The sequence below is a fragment of the Rhodococcus sp. NyZ502 genome, assembly GCF_041464245.1.
GTDB lineage: Bacteria > Actinomycetota > Actinomycetes > Mycobacteriales > Mycobacteriaceae > Rhodococcus_F > Rhodococcus_F qingshengii.
Genome location: NZ_CP167155.1, coordinates 1554945 through 1573464, shown reverse-complemented (window position 1 = coordinate 1573464; position 18520 = coordinate 1554945). Strand labels below are relative to the sequence as shown.

The 18520-nt window shown below is 63.9% G+C and carries 19 protein-coding genes and 1 riboswitch; of the genes, 6 read left to right on the top strand and 13 right to left on the bottom strand.

The genetic code is table 11. The features are described from left to right. Positions 1-87: 87 nt before the first annotated feature. From ACBG85_RS07420 to thiO, 5 genes are all read right to left on the bottom strand, one after another. Entirely contained in the window at positions 88-858 is a 771-nt protein-coding gene (locus ACBG85_RS07420; protein ID WP_047268852.1) for an ABC transporter permease, read from the bottom strand. Beyond that, the gene (locus ACBG85_RS07415) at positions 858-1847 is read right to left on the bottom strand and encodes an ABC transporter ATP-binding protein (RefSeq protein ID WP_058038516.1); all 990 of its coding nucleotides are present in this window, start codon (positions 1845-1847) and stop codon (positions 858-860) included. The genes ACBG85_RS07420 and ACBG85_RS07415 overlap by 1 nt, the downstream gene beginning before the upstream one ends. 129 nt (positions 1848-1976) lie before the next feature. Continuing rightward, positions 1977-2729 (bottom strand): thiazole synthase, encoded by a 753-nt coding sequence (locus ACBG85_RS07410; protein ID WP_372026745.1) that lies wholly within the window; start codon positions 2727-2729, stop codon positions 1977-1979. Further along, positions 2722-2937 carry a sulfur carrier protein ThiS gene (gene thiS, locus ACBG85_RS07405; protein ID WP_003944402.1) on the bottom strand — a complete coding sequence of 72 codons (216 nt, stop codon included), beginning with the start codon at positions 2935-2937 and terminating at the stop codon, positions 2722-2724. The genes ACBG85_RS07410 and thiS overlap by 8 nt, the downstream gene beginning before the upstream one ends. After that, positions 2934-4013, bottom strand: coding sequence for a glycine oxidase ThiO (thiO, locus tag ACBG85_RS07400; protein WP_372026742.1), 1080 nt, complete (start codon positions 4011-4013; stop codon positions 2934-2936). The genes thiS and thiO overlap by 4 nt, the downstream gene beginning before the upstream one ends. Further along, positions 4013-4159: riboswitch (TPP riboswitch) on the bottom strand. (Overlaps the previous gene by 1 nt.) A gap of 26 nt (positions 4160-4185) precedes the next feature. On the opposite strand from thiO, the gene thiE reads away from it, so the two are divergent. Together thiE and ACBG85_RS07390 are read left to right on the top strand one after the other, a co-directional pair. Next, on the top strand, positions 4186-4881 hold the full coding sequence (gene thiE / locus ACBG85_RS07395; RefSeq protein WP_003944422.1) for a thiamine phosphate synthase: 696 nt from the start codon (positions 4186-4188) through the stop codon (positions 4879-4881). A gap of 248 nt (positions 4882-5129) precedes the next feature. Then, positions 5130-5261, top strand: coding sequence for a hypothetical protein (locus ACBG85_RS07390; protein WP_003944354.1), 132 nt, complete (start codon positions 5130-5132; stop codon positions 5259-5261). A 78-nt stretch (positions 5262-5339) separates the two neighbouring features. On the opposite strand, the gene ACBG85_RS07385 is transcribed toward ACBG85_RS07390, so the two are convergent. Further along, a complete protein-coding gene (locus ACBG85_RS07385; protein ID WP_063314811.1) occupies positions 5340-5954 on the bottom strand; it encodes an NUDIX hydrolase in 615 nt (204 codons plus the stop codon). Between the two features lie 158 nt (positions 5955-6112). On the opposite strand from ACBG85_RS07385, the gene ACBG85_RS07380 reads away from it, so the two are divergent. From ACBG85_RS07380 to ACBG85_RS07370, 3 genes are read left to right on the top strand one after another with little or no spacing between them, the layout of a single operon-like run. Then, positions 6113-7474 (top strand): hypothetical protein, encoded by a 1362-nt coding sequence (locus tag ACBG85_RS07380; RefSeq protein WP_042452116.1) that lies wholly within the window; start codon positions 6113-6115, stop codon positions 7472-7474. 14 nt (positions 7475-7488) lie between these two features. Beyond that, positions 7489-8475, top strand: coding sequence for a glutamate ABC transporter substrate-binding protein (locus ACBG85_RS07375; protein WP_003944406.1), 987 nt, complete (start codon positions 7489-7491; stop codon positions 8473-8475). Between the two features lie 7 nt (positions 8476-8482). Then, the gene (locus ACBG85_RS07370; protein WP_058228018.1) at positions 8483-10810 is read left to right on the top strand and encodes a serine/threonine-protein kinase; all 2328 of its coding nucleotides are present in this window, start codon (positions 8483-8485) and stop codon (positions 10808-10810) included. Positions 10811-10843: 33 nt separating this feature from the next. Here ACBG85_RS07370 and ACBG85_RS07365 read toward each other — a convergent pair whose 3' ends face one another. From ACBG85_RS07365 to ACBG85_RS07340, 6 genes are all read right to left on the bottom strand, one after another. Then, positions 10844-12043: an acetate kinase gene (locus tag ACBG85_RS07365; RefSeq protein ID WP_054782160.1), complete on the bottom strand. Its 1200-nt coding sequence runs from the start codon at positions 12041-12043 to the stop codon at positions 10844-10846. Then, positions 12040-14124 (bottom strand): phosphate acetyltransferase, encoded by a 2085-nt coding sequence (pta, locus tag ACBG85_RS07360; protein WP_042452123.1) that lies wholly within the window; start codon positions 14122-14124, stop codon positions 12040-12042. Before pta ends, ACBG85_RS07365 begins: the two co-directional genes overlap by 4 nt. Before the next feature lie 146 nt (positions 14125-14270). After that, a complete protein-coding gene (gene fgd / locus ACBG85_RS07355) occupies positions 14271-15284 on the bottom strand; it encodes a glucose-6-phosphate dehydrogenase (coenzyme-F420) (RefSeq protein ID WP_003944371.1) in 1014 nt (337 codons plus the stop codon). Positions 15285-15379: 95 nt separating this feature from the next. Continuing rightward, positions 15380-15727, bottom strand: coding sequence for a YidH family protein (locus ACBG85_RS07350; RefSeq protein WP_003944317.1), 348 nt, complete (start codon positions 15725-15727; stop codon positions 15380-15382). Then, entirely contained in the window at positions 15724-16197 is a 474-nt protein-coding gene (locus ACBG85_RS07345) for an RDD family protein (protein WP_003944375.1), read from the bottom strand. The genes ACBG85_RS07350 and ACBG85_RS07345 overlap by 4 nt, the downstream gene beginning before the upstream one ends. Continuing rightward, entirely contained in the window at positions 16197-16931 is a 735-nt protein-coding gene (locus ACBG85_RS07340) for a hypothetical protein (RefSeq protein ID WP_003944326.1), read from the bottom strand. Before ACBG85_RS07340 ends, ACBG85_RS07345 begins: the two co-directional genes overlap by 1 nt. Positions 16932-17046: 115 nt before the next feature. On the opposite strand from ACBG85_RS07340, the gene ACBG85_RS07335 reads away from it, so the two are divergent. Continuing rightward, positions 17047-17988 carry an alpha/beta hydrolase family protein gene (locus ACBG85_RS07335; protein WP_003944347.1) on the top strand — a complete coding sequence of 314 codons (942 nt, stop codon included), beginning with the start codon at positions 17047-17049 and terminating at the stop codon, positions 17986-17988. Positions 17989-18018: 30 nt separating this feature from the next. Here the strand turns inward: ACBG85_RS07335 and ACBG85_RS07330 are convergent, their stop codons facing one another. After that, positions 18019-18516, bottom strand: a complete 498-nt coding sequence (locus ACBG85_RS07330) for a nucleoside deaminase (protein WP_076948810.1) — start codon at positions 18514-18516, stop codon at positions 18019-18021. Positions 18517-18520 lie beyond the last annotated feature (4 nt).

The window sequence follows — 18520 nt, the reverse complement described above, 5'->3', positions numbered from 1 at the left end:
ATGGTTTTTCGTACTGGGTCCCTACTCTGCTGTCACTCCTGGTTCTCGGTAGGTCTCCCGACAACACCTACCGAGGGAGCGACAAGATCAGGCGTCGCGACGATTCACGATGACAATACTTGCTCCGAAAATCACCAGAACGAAGGCCGCGAAGTAGATCAGGCTGCCCCAGGGTCCCCAGTGGAAGTCGACGCCACCGCTGCTCGCACTGAGGAAGTGGTTTGCATTCGCGAACGGCAGGAACGGGGTGATCTTCTCGCCGAAGCTGCCGAACAGTCCGAACAGGCTCTCGATGAGCAGCGGCCAGAGCAGGAGCAACGCAATAGCGCCGGCCGACTGGCGAATGATCGATCCGACGCCGACAGCGAGAATCACGCACAGGAAGGCGTAGATCGGGATGCCGTAGATCGCGCGCCAGTCACTGCCGCTCGACAGAGTCAATCCGGCACTCGCCTCGGTACCGGCGATGGCCTTGGCCATGGCGTACGCGCCGAAGGCGAGAACAAATGTCAGTACAGCACCGAAAGCACCGATGAGGCCGGCTTTGGCGATCAGAACCGAGGCACGGTTCGGAACGGCCTGGAAGGTGGTGCGGATGGTCCCGAAGCGGTACTCACTGGTGACCGCGAGGGCCGCCATGATCATGAGAACCATGATTCCGAAACCCGAGATGCCGGCCGTGGCAACGGCGGTGTCGAGGTCCGGTGCTCCCTGGACGTCGGAGGACGTCAGAGCCGACTTGGCAACCGCGCCCATGATGGCCGCGAAGCCGAGCGCGAGCACGACGATGATGACCGAGCACCACAGCGGCGACTTGGTCGTGGTGATCTTGATACGTTCAGCACTGAGAACAGCCATTACAGTGCACCTCCCATAGCCTGCTGCGTGTTTGCCTGCTGTGTATTTGCGTGGTGTGCACCGACACCCGGATCGATACCGGATGCGTGGTACTGGACATCGTCCCCGGTCAACTTCATGAACGCATCCTCGAGCGACCCCTGCTGAGAAGCCAACTCGTACAACACGATTCCCTGCGAACCAGCTAAACCACCGATCACATCGGTGGTCGAATCCACGACCACCAATGCCGGGGCAACGCCGGAACCGTCTTCACGCACCGTCAGCCCCTGCGAGAGCAACACACTGCGCAACGCATCGAGCTGTGGGCTGCGCACGCGCACCGTCGACTCCGACGAACGATCCACGAACTCCGCGACCGTCGAATCCGAAATCAACCGACCCCGACCGATCACCACCAACTGCTCCGCCGTGAGCGCCATCTCCGACAGGAGGTGACTCGACACCAGCACCGTGCGGCCCTCGGCCGCCAACCGCTGCATGAACTTACGAATCCAGACGATGCCCTCCGGATCGAGACCGTTGACCGGCTCGTCGAACAACAACACCTTCGGATCCCCCAACAGCGCACCCGCCAACCCCAGACGCTGCGACATACCGAGCGAGAACCCGCCTGCCTTCTTGCCCGCCACCTCGGACAATCCGACCAACCCGAGCACCTCGTCGACGCGGGACTTCGGGATCCCGTTCGAAGCAGCCATCCACTGCAGATGTGCACGCGCACTGCGATTGGGGTGCACCCACTTCGCATCCAACAACGCACCGACAGTCCGCAACGGCGTCTTGAGCTCGCGGTACGGCTTGCCCTCGATCAACGCCGCACCCGACGTCGGCTGATCCAGACCCAGGATCATCCGCATCGTCGTCGACTTACCTGCACCGTTCGGGCCCAGGAAGCCCGTCACGATGCCCGGCTTGACCGTGAACGACAAATCGTCCACCGCTTTCGTCGGTCCGTAAACCTTGGTCAATCCCCTCAGTTCAATCATGAGGAGAACTTTGCCCTACCGGCAATGACCAGCACATCGGCCACAGGTCTAGTTCCGAGTGGTACTCAGGTAGGACACGAAGCCGGACAATCTGGGCATAACCCTGAGAAAACACCCGGAAATGGTCCGTCAGGACGATGCTTGGGCCCAGAACCGCTTGGGAATCCGGCCGGCGTGACGCGCTTCGAAACCTGCTACCACTGCGTGCCGCATCGCCGACGCCATCAACGCGGGATTCTTGGCCCGCGTCACCGCTGTCGCAAGCAGGACGGCGTCGCAGCCCAACTCCATGGCAAGGGTGGCGTCGCTGGCCGTTCCGATTCCGGCGTCGAGGATGACGGGCACACCGGCGCGCTCGACGATCATCTCGATGTTGTGCGGATTCGCGATACCCAGCCCTGTCCCGATGGGTGAACCGAGCGGCATGACTGCCGCGCAGCCGACCTCTTCGAGGCGAAGCGCCAGCACCGGATCGTCCGTCGTGTACGGCAGGACGGTGAATCCGTCGTCCACCAATTGTTCTGCGGCGGAGACGAGTTCGATTGCGTCGGGCAGCAGAGTCCGCTCGTCGGCGATGACTTCGAGTTTGACCCAGTTCGTCTCGAGCGCTTCGCGTGCCAACTGCGCCGTCAGGACCGCTTCGGCGGCGCCTCGACACCCGGCGGTGTTCGGCAACGGTTCGATTCCGAGGTGACGAAGCAGGTCCAGAACGCCGGTGCCGCCGGCCGCGTCGACTCGCCGCATCGCGACGGTGGTCAGTTCGGTACCGGAGGCGACAAGCGCTTCCTCGAGCACCGCAAGGTTGGCGGCGCCGCCTGTCCCCGTGATGAGCCGGGAACCGAAACTGCGGCCCGCGATAGTGAGAAGGTCCTGCTCAGCCACCCTGCACCGCCGTGAGGATCTCGATTTCCCAACCACGTCCGACGGATTCGTCCCAACGCCCGCGAGGAAAGAGCGCACCGTCGACGGCGACGGCGATGCCTTTGCTCGGCAACTCGAGGTGCGTCAGAAGTTCGGTCACCGTGACTGCTCGATCGAACTCGAGATCTTCGCCGTTGACGGTGATCCCGATCGGGACCTGCTCACTCATGAATTTTCCTTAGCTACTGCGAACCGCTCGGGTTCGGTTCCTTTTACCTCGACCAAAGATGTGCCGTTCAGCAACGCGACCGTCGCATCGGCGGTGACGGGCGTCAGCAGGACCCCGTTGCGGCCGTGCCCGGTGGAGACGACAACACGATCGGACACGCGCCCGATCAACGGCAGGTTGTCCGGCGTCATGGGACGCAGACCTGCTGCGCACTCGTACAGTTCGTATTCGCCGATCGCCGGCATCAGTGCCTCGGCGTCGTTGATCAGGTCCCGTACTCCGGCCATCGTGACCTGTGTGTCCTCACCAGACTCGTATTGTGTTGCGCCGACGACGATTCCGTCACCGCGCGGGACGAGGTAGGCGGGCCGCCCGTGGACGCTTCCGCGGATGGTGCGGCTGGGCGCCGGGGTGACTCCAGGCCTACTGCGCAAGCGAAGGATTTCGCCCTTGACCGGGCGTACCAGTAGCCCGGGCCACAGCTTGGGTGACGCGATACCGGCGGTGAGCACTATCTGATCGGTATCGAGTTCGGCGAGGTCGTCGACGGCCCGCGCGATCAATTCGACGCCGGATTCCGCACAGGCCTTCTGCAACGCCGCCAGCAGAAGTCTGTTGTCGACGGCGGACTCACCGACAGCCATCAACCCCGACCGGATGCCCCGGCCCAGCATCGGTTCGAGTTCACGGATGCGCGCGCGACCGAGAACTTCGAGCTCGTGCCCCTGCGAGCTCACCCACTCGGCGATGGTCTGCAGGTCCTGCGCGTCGGCAGCGTCGAGTGCAACCGTCAGCGAGCTGTCCGCGGTGAAGACCGATTGCCCGAATTTTCCGAGCTCCTCACCGAACGTCGGCCACCGTTCCAGGGACGCTGCACCGATTGTCAACGCGGTTTCTTCACCCGGCCAGCCTTCGGAAAGCGGGGCAAGCATTCCGCCCGCCACCCACGAAGCACCTGATCCAATGGACGGGTCGTACAACCGAACGGCCCACCCGTCGCGGGCTGCTCGCCACGCGATAGCGAGACCGATGACACCGCCGCCGACAACCGACACCGTACGAGCGTGTGTACTCACGAAACTCCACCTCCACTTCCTGCGCCGGCATGATCCGGGTCAGGTCTGACGGTCGGGATCTGGTCGCGATCCCCTCTCAGCCCTACGAACCTCGCAGTCACGACAAAAAGTGACGACGACGTTTCAGGACTCCCGTGTCGAACCTTGCTCCCTAGAGGCTACCGTTTGCTCCGTGCACCCCACACATCCCAGTAACGACATCGACCGGCGCGAGCGCCTGGCAGCAGCACGGCTGTACCTGTGCACCGACGCGCGCCGCGAGAAAGGCGACCTCGCGCAGTTCGCCGAGGCAGCATTGTCCGGCGGAGTCGACATCATCCAATTGCGTGACAAAGGCTCTGCCGGTGAGCGCGAGTTCGGCCCGCTCGAGGCCAAGGACGAACTGGTGGCGCTGGGCATTCTCGCGACCGCAGCGCGACGCCACGGCGCATTGTTGGCCGTCAACGATCGCGCGGATCTCGCGATGGCTTCCGGCGCCGACATCCTCCACCTCGGCCAGAACGACATTCCCGTCCCCTACGCGCGAACCGTTGTCGGTGAAGACGTAGTCATCGGCCGTTCGACGAGCAGTCGCGCGCAGGCGAGTCTGGCCGCCATCGAAGAGGGCGTCGACTACTTCTGTACCGGGCCGGTCTGGGCGACACCGACCAAACCGAATCGAAGTGCGTCCGGTTTGGAACTGGTTCGATCGACCGCCGACGCCGCACCGCCGCGGCCCTGGTTCGCGATCGGCGGCATCGACGAGGAACGTCTGCCAGAGCTGCTCGATGCCGGCGCCACGCGCATCGTCGTCGTGCGTGCAATCACGCAAGCATCGGATCCCCAGGCGGCCGCGCAACGCCTCGCCGCAGCCGTCGCTGGGCGCTGAAAGCCGGTAACTGGCGTTCGTCAAGTGTTTGCCGGGCGATTTCCGCACAGTTACGGGTCAGCACGCCTGACTCGAATTGTGAACGGAAGTTGTCCGATCAGACAACAAACTCCCAGTTCCTAGGTGCGATTGAATGTCCGAAAAGTCGGATTAAGTGATCTTGCTCACAGTTGCTTCGATTGCGTGTCACATCCCATTCGGTTTGTTGTAGTTTACCTCCAGTTACTAACTGAACCTAGGAGCACTAAATGGGATCCCTCGACACCGGCTCGCTCAGCACCGAATCGCTCGAAGACCTGAACCTCGGCAAGATCAGCGAGCTGCTCAAGCTCGGTATCACCGCGGTCAGCTTCATCACGGCGCTGAACTCGCTCAGCTGAGCCTCGTTTCGGTCGACGACCGAAACACCGAAGGGCCGGACTCCCGCGGAGTCCGGCCCTTCTGCTGTATATGCCCTGTTAAGACTGCGTACTCGACGCCTCGGACAGGTTCTGGTCACTGCCTGACTGCTCACTGCCTTGGTGGGAACTGCCTTGGTGGGAACTACCCGACAACCATCCGAATCCGCCGTCCTCGAGCACGACGGTGTGCGGATCGCCGTCCACGGCCACAACAGGCTCGGTCCGGAGGTCGGGCCATGAGGAACCGAAGCCCGGATGCAGCGGCAGTGAGTCGACGTCGGCTTCGCGTACCCACCGCAACTCGGTGCTCTCACCATTGGCAACCGTCGACAGTGGATGCGCCGCGTCAGCCACGACGGTGGTGTAAGTCCACCCGCTCTCGGCGCGCATCGTCACTACTTCCCCGCGGACACGGACGGCGTCCTCGGCGATACCTGCTTCTTCGTGTGCTTCCCGGACGGCAGCGTGCGTCGTGCTCTCGTGTGAGTCCCGCGCTCCGCCGGGCAGTGCCCACGTTCCGCCCTGATGGCTCCACGCCGCACGATGCTGCAGCAAGACCATGGGTGATCCGTCCGAATCGGGGGCACGCAGAAGCAGTCCTGCGGCTCCGTGTTTACCCCAATGCCGAGTACCGTCCGATCCGATGGACCAACCGTCACCGTCACCACGCATCGACTACCTCGCTCCGCCTGCTCTCGCCGTTGTCCCACACTAACCGTTTCAATCTGCTCCAGGTGTAGGTGATGCTTATATGCTCGCGAAGATGCCCTGAATCATTTCTCGGCGGCATCATTTCTCGGTAGCCCGCCTACAGCGAAGTGAGGTGCTCGATGGTCGACCGTGTCGTCCCGTCCATCGAACCCCGGTCGCTGCCGCCCTCCGAGGCCACATCAGTGTCGGCGGAGGACGAGCAGGCACTTCTGCGGCGCGAACTGCAGGCCTTCATGTCCTCGACGCCTGGCCGGTTGACCGTCGTCGGACTGATCCTGATCGCGATCACTTTGATCGCCGGACTCCTCGCCACCGCAGCGATCGAGAACCGCCAGGCGAACCTCGACCTCCTCCTCGTCGAAACCGAGCCTCTCGCCAACTCGGCCCAGAATCTCTACAGTGCGTTGTCCTTGGCAGACGCCGCCGCGGCCACCGCCTTCATCTCCGGCGGCCTCGAACCCGCCGAAGTCCGCGACCGATACACGCAGTCGATCGGTGAGGCCTCTGCGGAGATCGTCCAGGCGTCGGCCGGTCTCGACTCGACCGATCTTGCCGGTCACAGCGCGTTGACCACCATCTCGACCGACCTCTCCGTCTACACCGGGCTGGTCGAAACTGCACGGGCGAACAATCGCGTCGGAAACCCGGTCGGGGCAGCATATTTGAGCGAGGCCTCGCAGTTGATGCAGACCTCGCTGCTGCCGATGGCCCAGCAACTGCACGCCTCGCAGGAGACGCTGGTCTCACAAGTACAGCGCGATTTCGAGACTCCACCGTGGTGGCCGATCGTGGCGTTCGTCTTCGTGCTGTGCGCGCTGGTGGCGACACAGATGTACTTCTCCCGCAAGAGTCGCCGACGCTTCAATCTCGGGTTGATCCTTGCCTCGCTCGCGGTCGCTGCAGCTCTGCTGTGGCTGCTCACGGTCGGACTGGTCTCCGCACTGGCCACCGGGCGCGCGCTCGACGCCGGGGCCGAGCCACTGCACGAACTGACCGAGGCACGAATCATGGCGCAGCAAGCACGCACCGTGGAAACCCTCACGCTGGCGAGGCGGGATTCGACCGCCGAGGACAACGTGACGTTCACCCGCAAGGTCGATGCTCTGCGGGACATCCTCGAGGGCCTGCAAAGCGACGAACGCGCCCGAGTGAACAGCGAAGTGCTGACCGCCGCACTCGACTCGCGCCAGCAGTGGGTGGCTGCGCACACGCGCATGTACGACCGTCTCGGAAACGGCGACTTCACGTCCGCCGCAGCCATCACCATCGGCGCCGGAGAACAGGATTCGGCCGCGGAGTACGGAAAGCTCGATCACGAACTCTGGCAGGGAATCGTGGATTCGCGCACGAATCTTCGGTCCGACGTCTCGTACGCCTCCCGGGTGTTGGCTGCCTCTGCACCGGGCATGTCTGTATTGGCAGTTCTCGGAGTTGCCGGAATCTTCATCGGATTCTGGCCTCGACTGCGGGAGTATCAGTGACGGGAGTACCGGTGATGCGGAGGAAGAGCCCGGCCGTATGTGTCGCGGTTCTGGCAGCGGCCATGCTGGTGCTCGCCGGTTGCGGTGCGGATCGAGCCGAAGACTTGGACAACGCAGGCGCCACGTCGTACACGGAACCGCCGCTGCCGGCCGAGGCCACCATCGCTCCCAGCCCGACACCGACGACTACCGCGTCGTGCACCAACCTCACCGCGAGCCTGCGGCCCACCCCCGCAGACGCATCTCCGCAGCCACCCACGCCGAGCCTCGACGCCATCCGCGCCCGCGGGCGGCTGATCGTGGGCCTGGACACCGGTTCCAACCTCATGAGCTTTCGCGATCCGGCCACCGGGCGCCTCGAGGGTTTCGACGTGGACATCGCCCGCGAAATCGCCCGAGATCTGCTCGGTGACCCGGAGAAGATCGAGTACCGAATCCTGACGTCGGACGATCGGATCGCCGCACTCCAGGAATCGATGGTCGACGTGGTCGTCAAGACCATGACCATCACGTGCGAGCGGCGCGAGAAGGTCGACTTCTCGACGCAGTACTTCTCCGCTGAACAACGAATTCAGGTCTTGCAGGGGTCATCCGTCCGCGGCATCGACGACCTCGCAGGCAAGCGGGTCTGCGCTGCCCGGGGAACGACCTCGGCCACTCGAATCCAGCAACTCCAACCCGAAGCCACCGTCGTCACCGTCCCGATGTGGTCCGACTGCCTCGTCGTCCTCCAGCAGGGGCAGGTGGACGCGATCAGCACCGACGACACGATCCTCGCGGGCCTCGCCTCGCAAGACCCGTATCTGATGATGGTCGGTGGCTCACTGGGCGTCGAACCGTACGGAATCGGAGTGAACAAGGACAACCCCGACTTGGTCCGATTCGTCAACGGAACACTGGATCGGATCCGGAGCGACGGGACCTGGAACCGTATCTACGACCGCTGGCTCAGCGTCCTCGGTCCTTCGCCCGGTCCCCCGCCGGCCGTCTACCGGGATTGAGGCTGACATGACCGAAGAAACCGGCCCCGAGCCCGACGCCACGCAGGCTTCCATGCGTCCCGAACCCGAAGCCACCGGCGCCTACGAGCGGCCCGAGCCCGAAGCCACCGGCGCCTACGAGCGTCTCGAGCCGACTTCAGCGCAGATACGGGGTACCACGCCCTCCGCATCCTCCTCCCCTACCGGCCGCTCCACTCGATCCCGCCGCAGCCGGTCGGGGCGAAAGCTACGTCTCGGCGGCGGCCTGGTCGAGGTTCCCCCCGTCCCGCAGATCGACCCCGCATCTGCGGTGATGAGTGACCCGACCGTCCCCGAGCGGAAACGGTTCTGTTGGAAATGCAACGAACCAGTCGGTCGTAAGAGCGCAAGCACCAAGGCAACTCAGCACGGCACCTGCCCCAAGTGCGGTTCCACTTTCGACTTCCGTCCACTCCTCGAAGAGGGCGAATTGGTGTCCGGTCAGTACGAGGTTCAAGGGCCCATCGCGCACGGCGGCCTGGGATGGATCTACCTCGCGATCGATCGCAATGTCAGCGACAGGTGGGTAGTTCTCAAGGGGCTCTTGCATTTCGGTGATTCCGAAGCGCAAGCCGTTGCGGTGGCCGAGCGTCAGTTCCTCGCCGAGGTCGCCAACCCCAGCATCGTCAAGATCTTCAACTTCGTCGAGCATCCGCGCCCGGACGGCACACCCATGGGGTACATCGTCATGGAGTACGTGGGTGGGCGATCATTGCGCGAGGTGCTGGCCGAATTCCCGGACGGCAAGCACATGCCGATCGAGCAGGCAATCGGCTACGTACTGGAAATCCTTCCGGCGCTGAGCTATCTGCATTCCACCGGCCTGGCCTACAACGACCTCAAACCCGAGAACGTGATGGTCACCGAGGATCAGTTGAAGCTGATCGATCTCGGCGCCGTGTCCGGAATCGAAGACTACGGGTACCTGTACGGTACCGCCGGCTATCAAGCACCCGAGATCATCGAGACCGGTCCGACCATCGCCTCCGACATCTTCACCGTTGGAAGAACACTCGCGGTTCTCACCCTCGACATGCCCTCGAAGCACGGACGGTACCTCGACGGCCTTCCCGAACCCGAGGACGAGCCACTACTGCGCGACCACGAGTTCTTTCACCGTCTACTGCTACGCGCTACCGACCCGGATCCGAAGAAGCGATTCCAGTCCGCCGAGGAAATCGCGGGACAACTCACCGGCGTTCTGCGAGAAATCCTCGCCGAGCAGACCGGGCAGGAGAATCCCGGACTCTCGCTCGTGTTCAGCAGGCAGCGAACGTCTTTCGGCACCGATGAACTGGTCGGGCAAACCGATGTGTACGTGGACGGTGTCAGCCACGACGCCGCTCTCGATCCGCGCGAAGTTGCGCACGCACTTCCCATTCCGTTGGTCGACCCCACCGATCCCAGCGCGCCGTTGCTGGCGGCGGCGGTGCACAGCGAACCGTCGCAGACCCTCGATGCGTTGAAACACGCCCGCGAGAACGGAATCGACCGAACATCGGGCACACCGGCGGCCGCCGTCTCGGGCGAAGTTCGACTGGCCGAGGCCAAAGCTCATCTCGATCTCGGTGATCCGGAAACCGCACTGACAGTTCTGGGCGAACTCCAGCAGAACATCGGGGACCACTGGAAGATCGAGTGGTATCGAGGACTTGCTGCGTTACAACTGGACCGATTCGAGCCCGCTTTCAGTCACTTCGAGACAGTTCTCACCGCACTGCCCGGCGAGGCTGCACCCAAGCTGGCGTTGGCAGCGACGGCAGAACTGATTCTCCAGCACTGGGAGAGCGACGACCCGGACCAATGGTGCCGCTTCTCCGAGAAGTACTACCGCACCGTCTGGCGGACCGAACGGAACTACGTCAGCGCAGCATTCGGGCTCGCCCGACAACTCGCCGATCACGGCAACAAGAAGGCAGCCATCGCCGCCCTCGACGAAGTACCCACGTCTTCCCGGCACTACAACGTCGCACGGATGTCCAGCGCTCTGACGATGCTGTCCGGCGTTCCGATCGCCGAACTCGACGAATCGACTCTGCGGGAAGCCGCCCGTCGTGTTCGGGCGCTACCTGCTGAAGAGAGCCGAAGCCTGCAGATGCGAACCCTGGTGTTGGGCACGGCACTCGATTGGATTCGCTACGGCAATCGCTCGCACACCGAACTCGAACCCATCCTCGACCTGCCCTTCACCGAGCAAGGTCTGCGCACCGGAGCCGAAGCCTGCCTTCGAGCCCTCGCTCGCGCCACGACCTCCCGCACGCACCGCTACGCCCTCGTGGACCGGGCGAATGCGGTGCGTCCGCGCAGCAATTTCTGACGGACGCCCCGAGGTTTACAGTGCTGCAGAAACCTACAGTGCGGCCACCAAAGCCTTCGCCGCGCGGGCGATCGCCAACTCCTCGTTGGTGGGGACCACCAGCACCTCGACGGCTGACGTGGATGCGGAGATACGACGCTCGTCGCGACTCTTCGCCTCGTTGAGAGCCGGATCGACCTCGATACCGAGACGGGAAAGCCCGGCCAGGCTGTCGCGTCGTACGTCGATGTTGTTCTCCCCGACGCCACCGGTGAAGGTGATGACGTCGACGCCACCGAGTTGAACGATGAAGGCACCGATGTACTTACGGAGCATGTGCACGTAAACGTCGTACGCAAGTTGTGCGTCTTGGTCGCCGCCCTCGATCAGTGCGAGCAAGGCACGGAAATCGTTGACTCCCGACAGTCCCTTCAAACCGGAGCGCCGGTTGAGGAGGTCGTCGATCTCGTCGACCTTCATTCCCGAGTTGCGGTTGAGGTGCAAGATGATGCCTGGATCGATGTCGCCGCTGCGGGTGCCCATGACAAGACCCTCGAGCGGGGTGAGGCCCATCGTGGTGTCGATGGCCTTGCCGCCCTTGATTGCCGAGGCCGAAGCGCCGTTTCCGAGGTGCAGGACTATCTGATTCAGCTCGGCCGGATCCTTGCCGAGGAACTCCGCGACCCGTCCAGACACGTATTCGTGTGAGGTCCCGTGGAAGCCGTACCGGCGAATCTGGTTGGCCTTGGCCACATCCCGATCGATCGCATAGGTGGACGCCGCCGCGGGCAGTGTGTGAAAGAAGGCGGTGTCGAACACTGCTACGTGCGGAACGTCTGGCAGTTCTTCGCGCGCCACCTCGATACCGATCACGTTGGCCGGATTGTGCAGCGGCGCAAGGTTCGACAAATCCGCGATGGCTTTCACGACGCCGTCGTCGATGAGAGTCGGCGAATAGAAGATGTCACCACCGTGCACGACTCGGTGACCGACTGCGATGATTCCGGCCTCACTCAGCGGCCGCCCGACCTCGGCGACGATGTCGAGCACCATCTTCAGACCTGCGCGGTGATCGGCGATCGGAAGGCTCCGGTCTTCGACTCCGGTGCGGTGGTTGTAGACGATGTGGCCGTCGGGCTCACCGATGCGCTCGATGAGACCGTGCGCCACCGATTCCGCCGTATCCGGATGCACGAGTTGAAATTTGATGGATGACGAGCCGGAATTGATGACCAGTACGGTGCCGTCGCTCACGCTTGCGCTCCCTGTGCCTGTATTGCCGTGATAGCCACGGTGTTGACGATGTCCTGGACCAACGCTCCACGCGAGAGGTCGTTGACCGGCTTGTTCAGTCCCTGCAGAACCGGCCCGACGGCGATAGCACCGGCGCTACGCTGCACTGCCTTGTACGTGTTGTTGCCGGTGTTCAGGTCCGGGAACACGAACACCGTTGCTTTGCCCGCCACCAGCGAATCCGGCATCTTCTTGTCGGCGACACTCTGCTCGACGGCGGCGTCGTACTGAATGGGCCCTTCCACCAACAGATCCGGTCGACGCTCGCGCACCAAAGCGGTCGCGGTGCGAACCTTGTCGACGTCGGCTCCGCTGCCCGAATCCCCGGTGGAGTAAGAGAGCATCGCGATGCGCGGATCGATCCCGAACTGCGACGCCGTCTGTGCGGACGAGATCGCGATGTCCGCCAACTGCTCCGACGTCGGGTCCGGAACCACGGCGCAGTCACCGTAGGAGAGAACGCGGTCGGCCAGGCACATCAGGAAGATGCTCGAGACCGTCGAGACACCGGGGGCGGTCTTGATGATCTCGAACGAGGGTCGAATCGTGTGAGCGGTGGTGTGTGCAGCGCCGGACACCATGCCGTCGGCAATTCCCAAGTGCACCATCATCGTTCCGAAGTACGAGATGTCGGCGATCACCTCGCGGGCCCGCTCGATGGTCATGCCCTTGTGAGCACGCAGCGCGGTGTATTCCTGTGCGAAGCGCTCGGTGTACTCGGACTGCGCGGGTGCGAGTACCTGCGCGCCACTGATGTCGACGCCGAGTTCCGCTGCGCGTCGACGCACACTGGGTTCGTCACCGAGGATCGTCAGGTCGGCAACCTGGCGCTGCAGCAACCGGCCGGCCGCGCGCAGGATCCGGTCGTCGTCACCCTCAGGCAGGACGATGTGCTTGCGATCGCGTCGAGCGCGGTCGATCAGCTTGTACTCGAACATCTGTGGGGTCACGACGGACGGGATCGGCAGTGCCAGTCGGTCCATCAGGACGTCGGCGTCGACGCGCTGTTCCATCAAGCTCAACGCGGTGTCCACCTTGCGCTGCGAACCGACTGCCACGCGTCCGCGGGTTTGGGCTGCGGCGCTTGCGGTGTCGAAAGTGCCGAGGGTTGTCGTGAGAATCGGAAGACGCTGTTTGAGGCCGGCCATCAACGCCGCGATGGCCGGGTGCGGCGTGATCCCGCCATTCATGATGATGCCCGCGAGCGACGGAAATCCCTCCGCCTCATGCGCATTGAGCAACGCGAGCAGCACGTCCGAGCGGTCACCCGGTGCGATGACGACCATGCCCTCGACCAGACGCTCGAGGATGTGCTCGGCGGTCATGCCGCCCACCATCACCTTCAGCGCTTCGCGGTGCAGCAGTTCCGGGTCACCCGAATACAACTCGCCGCCGGTGGCCTCCATCAACTCGGCCATCGTGGGCGAGACGAGCAACGGAATCTCCGGCAGGCTCCACGTCGGAACACCGATGTCGGACAGCGCTGCGGTGACCTCGTCGAGCTTGTCGGGATCGCAACGATTGGCGACGACCGCGAGCAGATGAGCGTGGTTGGCGGCCAACTCGGCGGCGCATAGATGCGCGAGCTGGGCGACCTCCTCGACACTGCGCCGAGCGCCGCGTACCGCCAGCAGAACCGGCGCGCCGAGGTTCACGGCGATGCGGGCGTTGAAGCTCAGCTCGCTCGGGCTTGCTACGTCGGTGTAGTCACTTCCGATGATGACGACGGCGTCGCACTGCTCGGCCACGGTGTGGTACTTCGCGACGATGTCGGCCAGCGCGGCTTCAGGATCGGCGTGAACCTGCTCGTAGGTGACGCCGAGTGCGTCGGCGTAGGAGAGATCGGCGGTGGTGTGCTCGAGCAGCAGTTCGAGGATATAGTCGGTTTCCTCGGTAGAGCGGGCGATCGGGCGGAAGACACCGACCCGGGCGACGGTCGCGCACAGCATCTGCAGCACGCCAAGCGCGATGGTGGATTTTCCGGTGTCACCTTCAGGAGAGGCAACGTAGACACTCGACACGGCAGCGGGCGCTTCTGGCATGCCCAACAGCCTAGTGTGGGCCGCCGCCCACCTTGCCACTGATCGTGGTCACGCTCACGCTCGTGCCGACAACCGGCGGCTACGAGAAAGACGAACGGTGCCTGCCACACGTCGAGTGGCAGACACCGTTCAGTTGATCTCGAGGATCAGCCCAGAGCACGCAAGCGAGGCGCGAGGTCACGCTCGAACAGTTCGAGGAACCGGCGCTGATCATGGCCCGGTGCGTGGAACACCAGGTGATTGAGACCGGCATCGACGTAGGCCTTGACCTGCTCGACGGCGTCGTCCGGATCGGAAGCGACGATCCAGCGCTTGGCCACCTGCTCGATGGGCAGAGCGTCGGCAGCGGCTTCCATTTCGATCGGATCCTCGATGCTGTGCTTCTGCTCCGGCGTCAGGGACAGCGGAGCCCAGAAGCGGGTGTTCTCGAGCGCAGCCTCCGGATCGGTGTCGTAGCTGATCTTGATCTCGATCATCTTGTCGATGTCGGCGACGTCGCGCTCGGCCTTGGCTGCGCCCTCGGCAACGGCTGGAAGCAGCTTCTCGGTGTAGAGCTCCATGCCTTTTCCGGAGGTGCAGATGAAGCCGTCACCGGCACGTCCCGCGTACCGGGCGACAACGGGTCCGCCGGCCGCGATGTACACGGGAATGCCGCCCTCGGGAACGTCGTAGATCGACGCGCCCCGAGTGGTGAAGTACTCGCCTTCGAAGTCGACACGATCGCCCAGCCACAGCTCACGCATCAACCGCACGGACTCACGCAGCCGCGCGAAGCGTTCCTTGAACTCGGGCCACTCGCCCTGGAAGCCGGTGGCGATCTCGTTGAGAGCCTCACCGCTGCCGACGCCGAGCATGATGCGTCCCGGGTAGAGACATCCCATCGTCGCGAACGCCTGAGCGATGACTGCCGGGTTGTAGCGGAACGTCGGCGTCATCACGGACGTGCCGATCTGCACGCGCTCGGTGCGCTCACCGACGGCGGTCATCCAGGCGAGCGAGAACGGTGCGTGGCCACCGTTGTGGCGCCACGGCTGGAAATGATCGCTCACCGCAACGGAATCCATGCCGTGCTGCTCTGCCAGAACTGCCAGCTCTACCAGTTCGCGAGGGCCGAATTGCTCAGCCGATGCCTTGTATCCGAGCTTGAGTTCCTGCGCCACCGTGCACTCCCTTGTCGTCTGTTTCGTTTACTTCTCTGACATGCTTCACGTTCTTTGCAGACTATCCAGACACCGCTGGGACTTCTCTGCGTATCTCAGCGAGCGAGGCTGGTGACCACCGTTGCCACGCCGGCTGCGACGGCAACCCCGGCCAGTGCCAGTGCAAACAGCCACAATGCGTGCGGTTCCGGCATCGCCGCTCCGTCCTCGAGCGCCTTCTTCACCTGTAGCCAGCGTCGCATACCTACCAGTGCGGCTGCCGCCGCGAGTGCGATCAGGGTCAGACCGAGAGTCGTGCGAACCCACCCGGTACTCCATTCCGGTACCAATTGGACGACGGCGATGCCTCCGGCCAGCAGGGCGAGTGAGCTACGCATCCAGGCGAGGAAGGTGCGCTCGCTGGCAAGGGTGAAGCGCTCGTCCGGGCGGTTCGGTTCACTCATGCGTGCTCACCTCCGTGCGGTGCCACCAGATCCGGGTCCTGACGCCAGTCGTAGACGACCTCGGTGCGCAGAACGATGTCCTGCAACGAACGTCGTCGTCGATCGACCGCCGACCACAGCAATCCGAAGGCGAAGAGCACGCAGAGCACCGCACGGATGAAGGCCAACGGCCAGCGCACGAGGCGATGCCCGGACGTGATCACCCGCAGCCCCATCACGAGGGACCCGACGGTCCGACCGGTGGTCGCCCAGCAGGCGGTCAGATACGCCACCGAGACACCGAGAAATGCCGTCGTGGACAGGAAGATTCCCGGTTCCGAGAAAGTGAAGCTCTGTGGCGAGAAGAGCAGTCGGACGAAGGCGAAGCCCACGTACACGGAACCCATCAGGAGCAGGACGACGCCCAGGTCGATCAGTCCGGCGAGTCCACGGGTGACGATGCCGGCTGGGCCGGAACTCTCCTGGGCCACTAGCGTTCGCCTGCGTTCGTCTTCGGATCGGTCTCTGTCGACGGTTTTTCTGGTGACGGTTTATCTGATGACGGTGCGTTGTCGCGGCCGAAGAGTCGCCCGACGAAGCCGGCGACAGCGTCGTCCGCCTGCATGCCCTGCACTCGAGCTCCGTGCACGGCTTCCGTGGAGAGTGAACCGGTCGATTCACGAATCATCTGGGGCAGGTCGACGCCCTCGATGACCTGGTCGGCGATCTTGACGAGGTCGATGCGGTTGACCTGGCGTTCGAGGTCGACCGTGTCGACTATCCCGTCGAGATCGAGGCGATCGATCACCGCTTTGACGTCGAGGCGGCTTGCGATCTCGTCCACGTCGACCCGGTCGATGATCGGTTCGAGCGAGACCCGTTCGGCAATCTTGTCCACGTCGATGTTCTCGGCGATCTTGTCGATGTCCACGTGGTCGACGACGATCTTGGTGATGTCGACTTCGGACAGAGCAGCGTCGACGACAGCTTTGATCACCGTCCGCAAGGTCGAGTCGGCGAACTCCACGGTCGAGTGCATCGCTTCCGTGCCGCGAGTGGTGACCTGGGTGATCGCGCCGTCGAGTGCGTCACCGACGACAGGGATCCGCTGCACGGAATCAAGTGCGAGACCAGCGGTTCTGCGCGCCGCACCAGCCGTGATCGCGGCCAGCCCGAAGGCCAGCCGAATCACGTCGGATTCGGGGTGGTGCGACTGCGATCCCACGCAATTGTCTCCATCTTCTTATACGACTGTTACCCGGACATTCGTCACTCCTCTTCGCATTGTGCCACTGTTGGAAGGCACAAATACGCTGTCCGGCTTGCGCCTGGGGGGAAATATGAAGACACGTCGTTTCACGGTTCGGCTGACGATGGCGGTGGCCATGGCCGCCGGCTTTCTCGGCCTCAGCGCGCCGACCGCGAGCGCGGATTCCGTGGTCAGTCGCATCGACGTCTACTCCCCCTCGATGGACCGCTGGATCGCCAACGACGTGATTTCGCCGGCCGGAGGAGGCCCGGCCCCGACCTTCTATCTGTTGACCGGTGTCGGCGGCGGCGAGGACGGGATCTCGTGGTTCAACAACACCGGAGTTCGTGACTTCTTCGACGACAAACACGTCAACGTGGTCATGCCGGTCGGCGGCAAGTTCAGCATGTACACCGACTGGAACGCCGACGATCCGGTGCTGGGCCGTAACAAGTGGCAGACGTACCTCACCAAGGAACTACCGGCGGCGGTCAACGCTCGGTACAACACGACCGGTGTCAACGCACTCGGCGGTGTGTCGATGGCCGGCGGACCGGTTCTGGACCTCGCGATCCAGTCGCCGGGCACCTACCGCGCAGTCGGCTCGTACAGCGGCTGTCCGCGCGCCGGCGACCCGCTCGGCCAGGCCGCGGTGCGCTCGATGGTCGAGATACTCGGCGGCGGCAACGCGGCCAACATGTGGGGGCCGTGGGGTAGCCCGCAGTGGGCGGCGCACGACCCGTTGATCAACGCCGAGAAACTGCGTGGCACAGCGCTGTTCATCTCGACCGGCAACGGCCTCCCCGGCCCGGTGGACGGAATCAACTCGCTGGCGATGGCCGCCGGCGTCGTTCCCGGCGCGGTCCTCGAAGGCATCACCAACATGTGCACCGCTGCCCTGCAGGGGCGATTCGGTCAGCTCGGCATTCCCGCGACGTTCAGCTTCCGACCCGAAGGCACCCACACCTGGGGGCTCTTCGAAGCCGACATGCGCGCGTCGTGGCCGATGATCGCGGGCGCTATCGGGGCGTGAGCCTCACGGCCCTCCTTACAAGCCATGGCGTCAGGTGAGACTGCGCGCCCAGTCCCGCATCCCGGCGGGGCCAGTGCCGGTGGCGTATTCAGCGAACAGATTTCGCGCTTCGTCACGGCGGATGCCGCCGAGGACTTCACGCGGCTTACAGAAAAACGGAAGTTCCACAGGCGGCGCCCACAGCTGCACGAGTTCCGCCGCACCGTCGTTCGGGGATTCGAGAGCGAACCACACCCGGGTCACGCCGAGCGTGATCGCGGCACCCATACACATGAGACATGGTTCGAGATTGACCGCCAATGTCAATTCACCGGACGCGCGAGTGAATCCGAGAGCCTCGTCGGCCTGCAAGAGCGCTTGAAGGTCCGCATGGACTACCCGTCGGCCGAGTGCCCGTTCTTGCGTATACGCCCGCCCGAGCACACGGTCGTCGTCGAACACGACTGCGCCGATCGGCATCTCCCCGAGCTCCATGCCCTCACGCGCTACGTCAAGAGCAACCGCAAGGGCATCTCGAGGTGAAAACATCACT

Excerpts from the sequence above, each read along its gene's own strand:
- ACBG85_RS07420 (WP_047268852.1), bottom strand. The coding sequence starts at position 858 with ATGGCTGTTCTCAGTGCTGAACGTATCAAGATCACCACGACCAAGTCG.
- ACBG85_RS07415 (WP_058038516.1), bottom strand. The coding sequence starts at position 1,847 with ATGATTGAACTGAGGGGATTGACCAAGGTTTACGGACCGACGAAAGCG.
- thiS (WP_003944402.1), bottom strand. The coding sequence starts at position 2,937 with ATGAGTGAGCAGGTCCCGATCGGGATCACCGTCAACGGCGAAGATCTC.
- ACBG85_RS07390 (WP_003944354.1), top strand. The coding sequence starts at position 5,130 with ATGGGATCCCTCGACACCGGCTCGCTCAGCACCGAATCGCTCGAAGAC.
- ACBG85_RS07385 (WP_063314811.1), bottom strand. The coding sequence starts at position 5,954 with ATGCGTGGTGACGGTGACGGTTGGTCCATCGGATCGGACGGTACTCGG.
- ACBG85_RS07380 (WP_042452116.1), top strand. The coding sequence starts at position 6,113 with ATGGTCGACCGTGTCGTCCCGTCCATCGAACCCCGGTCGCTGCCGCCC.
- ACBG85_RS07375 (WP_003944406.1), top strand. The coding sequence starts at position 7,489 with ATGCGGAGGAAGAGCCCGGCCGTATGTGTCGCGGTTCTGGCAGCGGCC.
- ACBG85_RS07370 (WP_058228018.1), top strand. The coding sequence starts at position 8,483 with ATGACCGAAGAAACCGGCCCCGAGCCCGACGCCACGCAGGCTTCCATG.
- pta (WP_042452123.1), bottom strand. The coding sequence starts at position 14,124 with ATGCCAGAAGCGCCCGCTGCCGTGTCGAGTGTCTACGTTGCCTCTCCT.
- ACBG85_RS07350 (WP_003944317.1), bottom strand. The coding sequence starts at position 15,727 with ATGAGTGAACCGAACCGCCCGGACGAGCGCTTCACCCTTGCCAGCGAG.
- ACBG85_RS07335 (WP_003944347.1), top strand. The coding sequence starts at position 17,047 with ATGAAGACACGTCGTTTCACGGTTCGGCTGACGATGGCGGTGGCCATG.
- ACBG85_RS07330 (WP_076948810.1), bottom strand. The coding sequence starts at position 18,516 with ATGTTTTCACCTCGAGATGCCCTTGCGGTTGCTCTTGACGTAGCGCGT.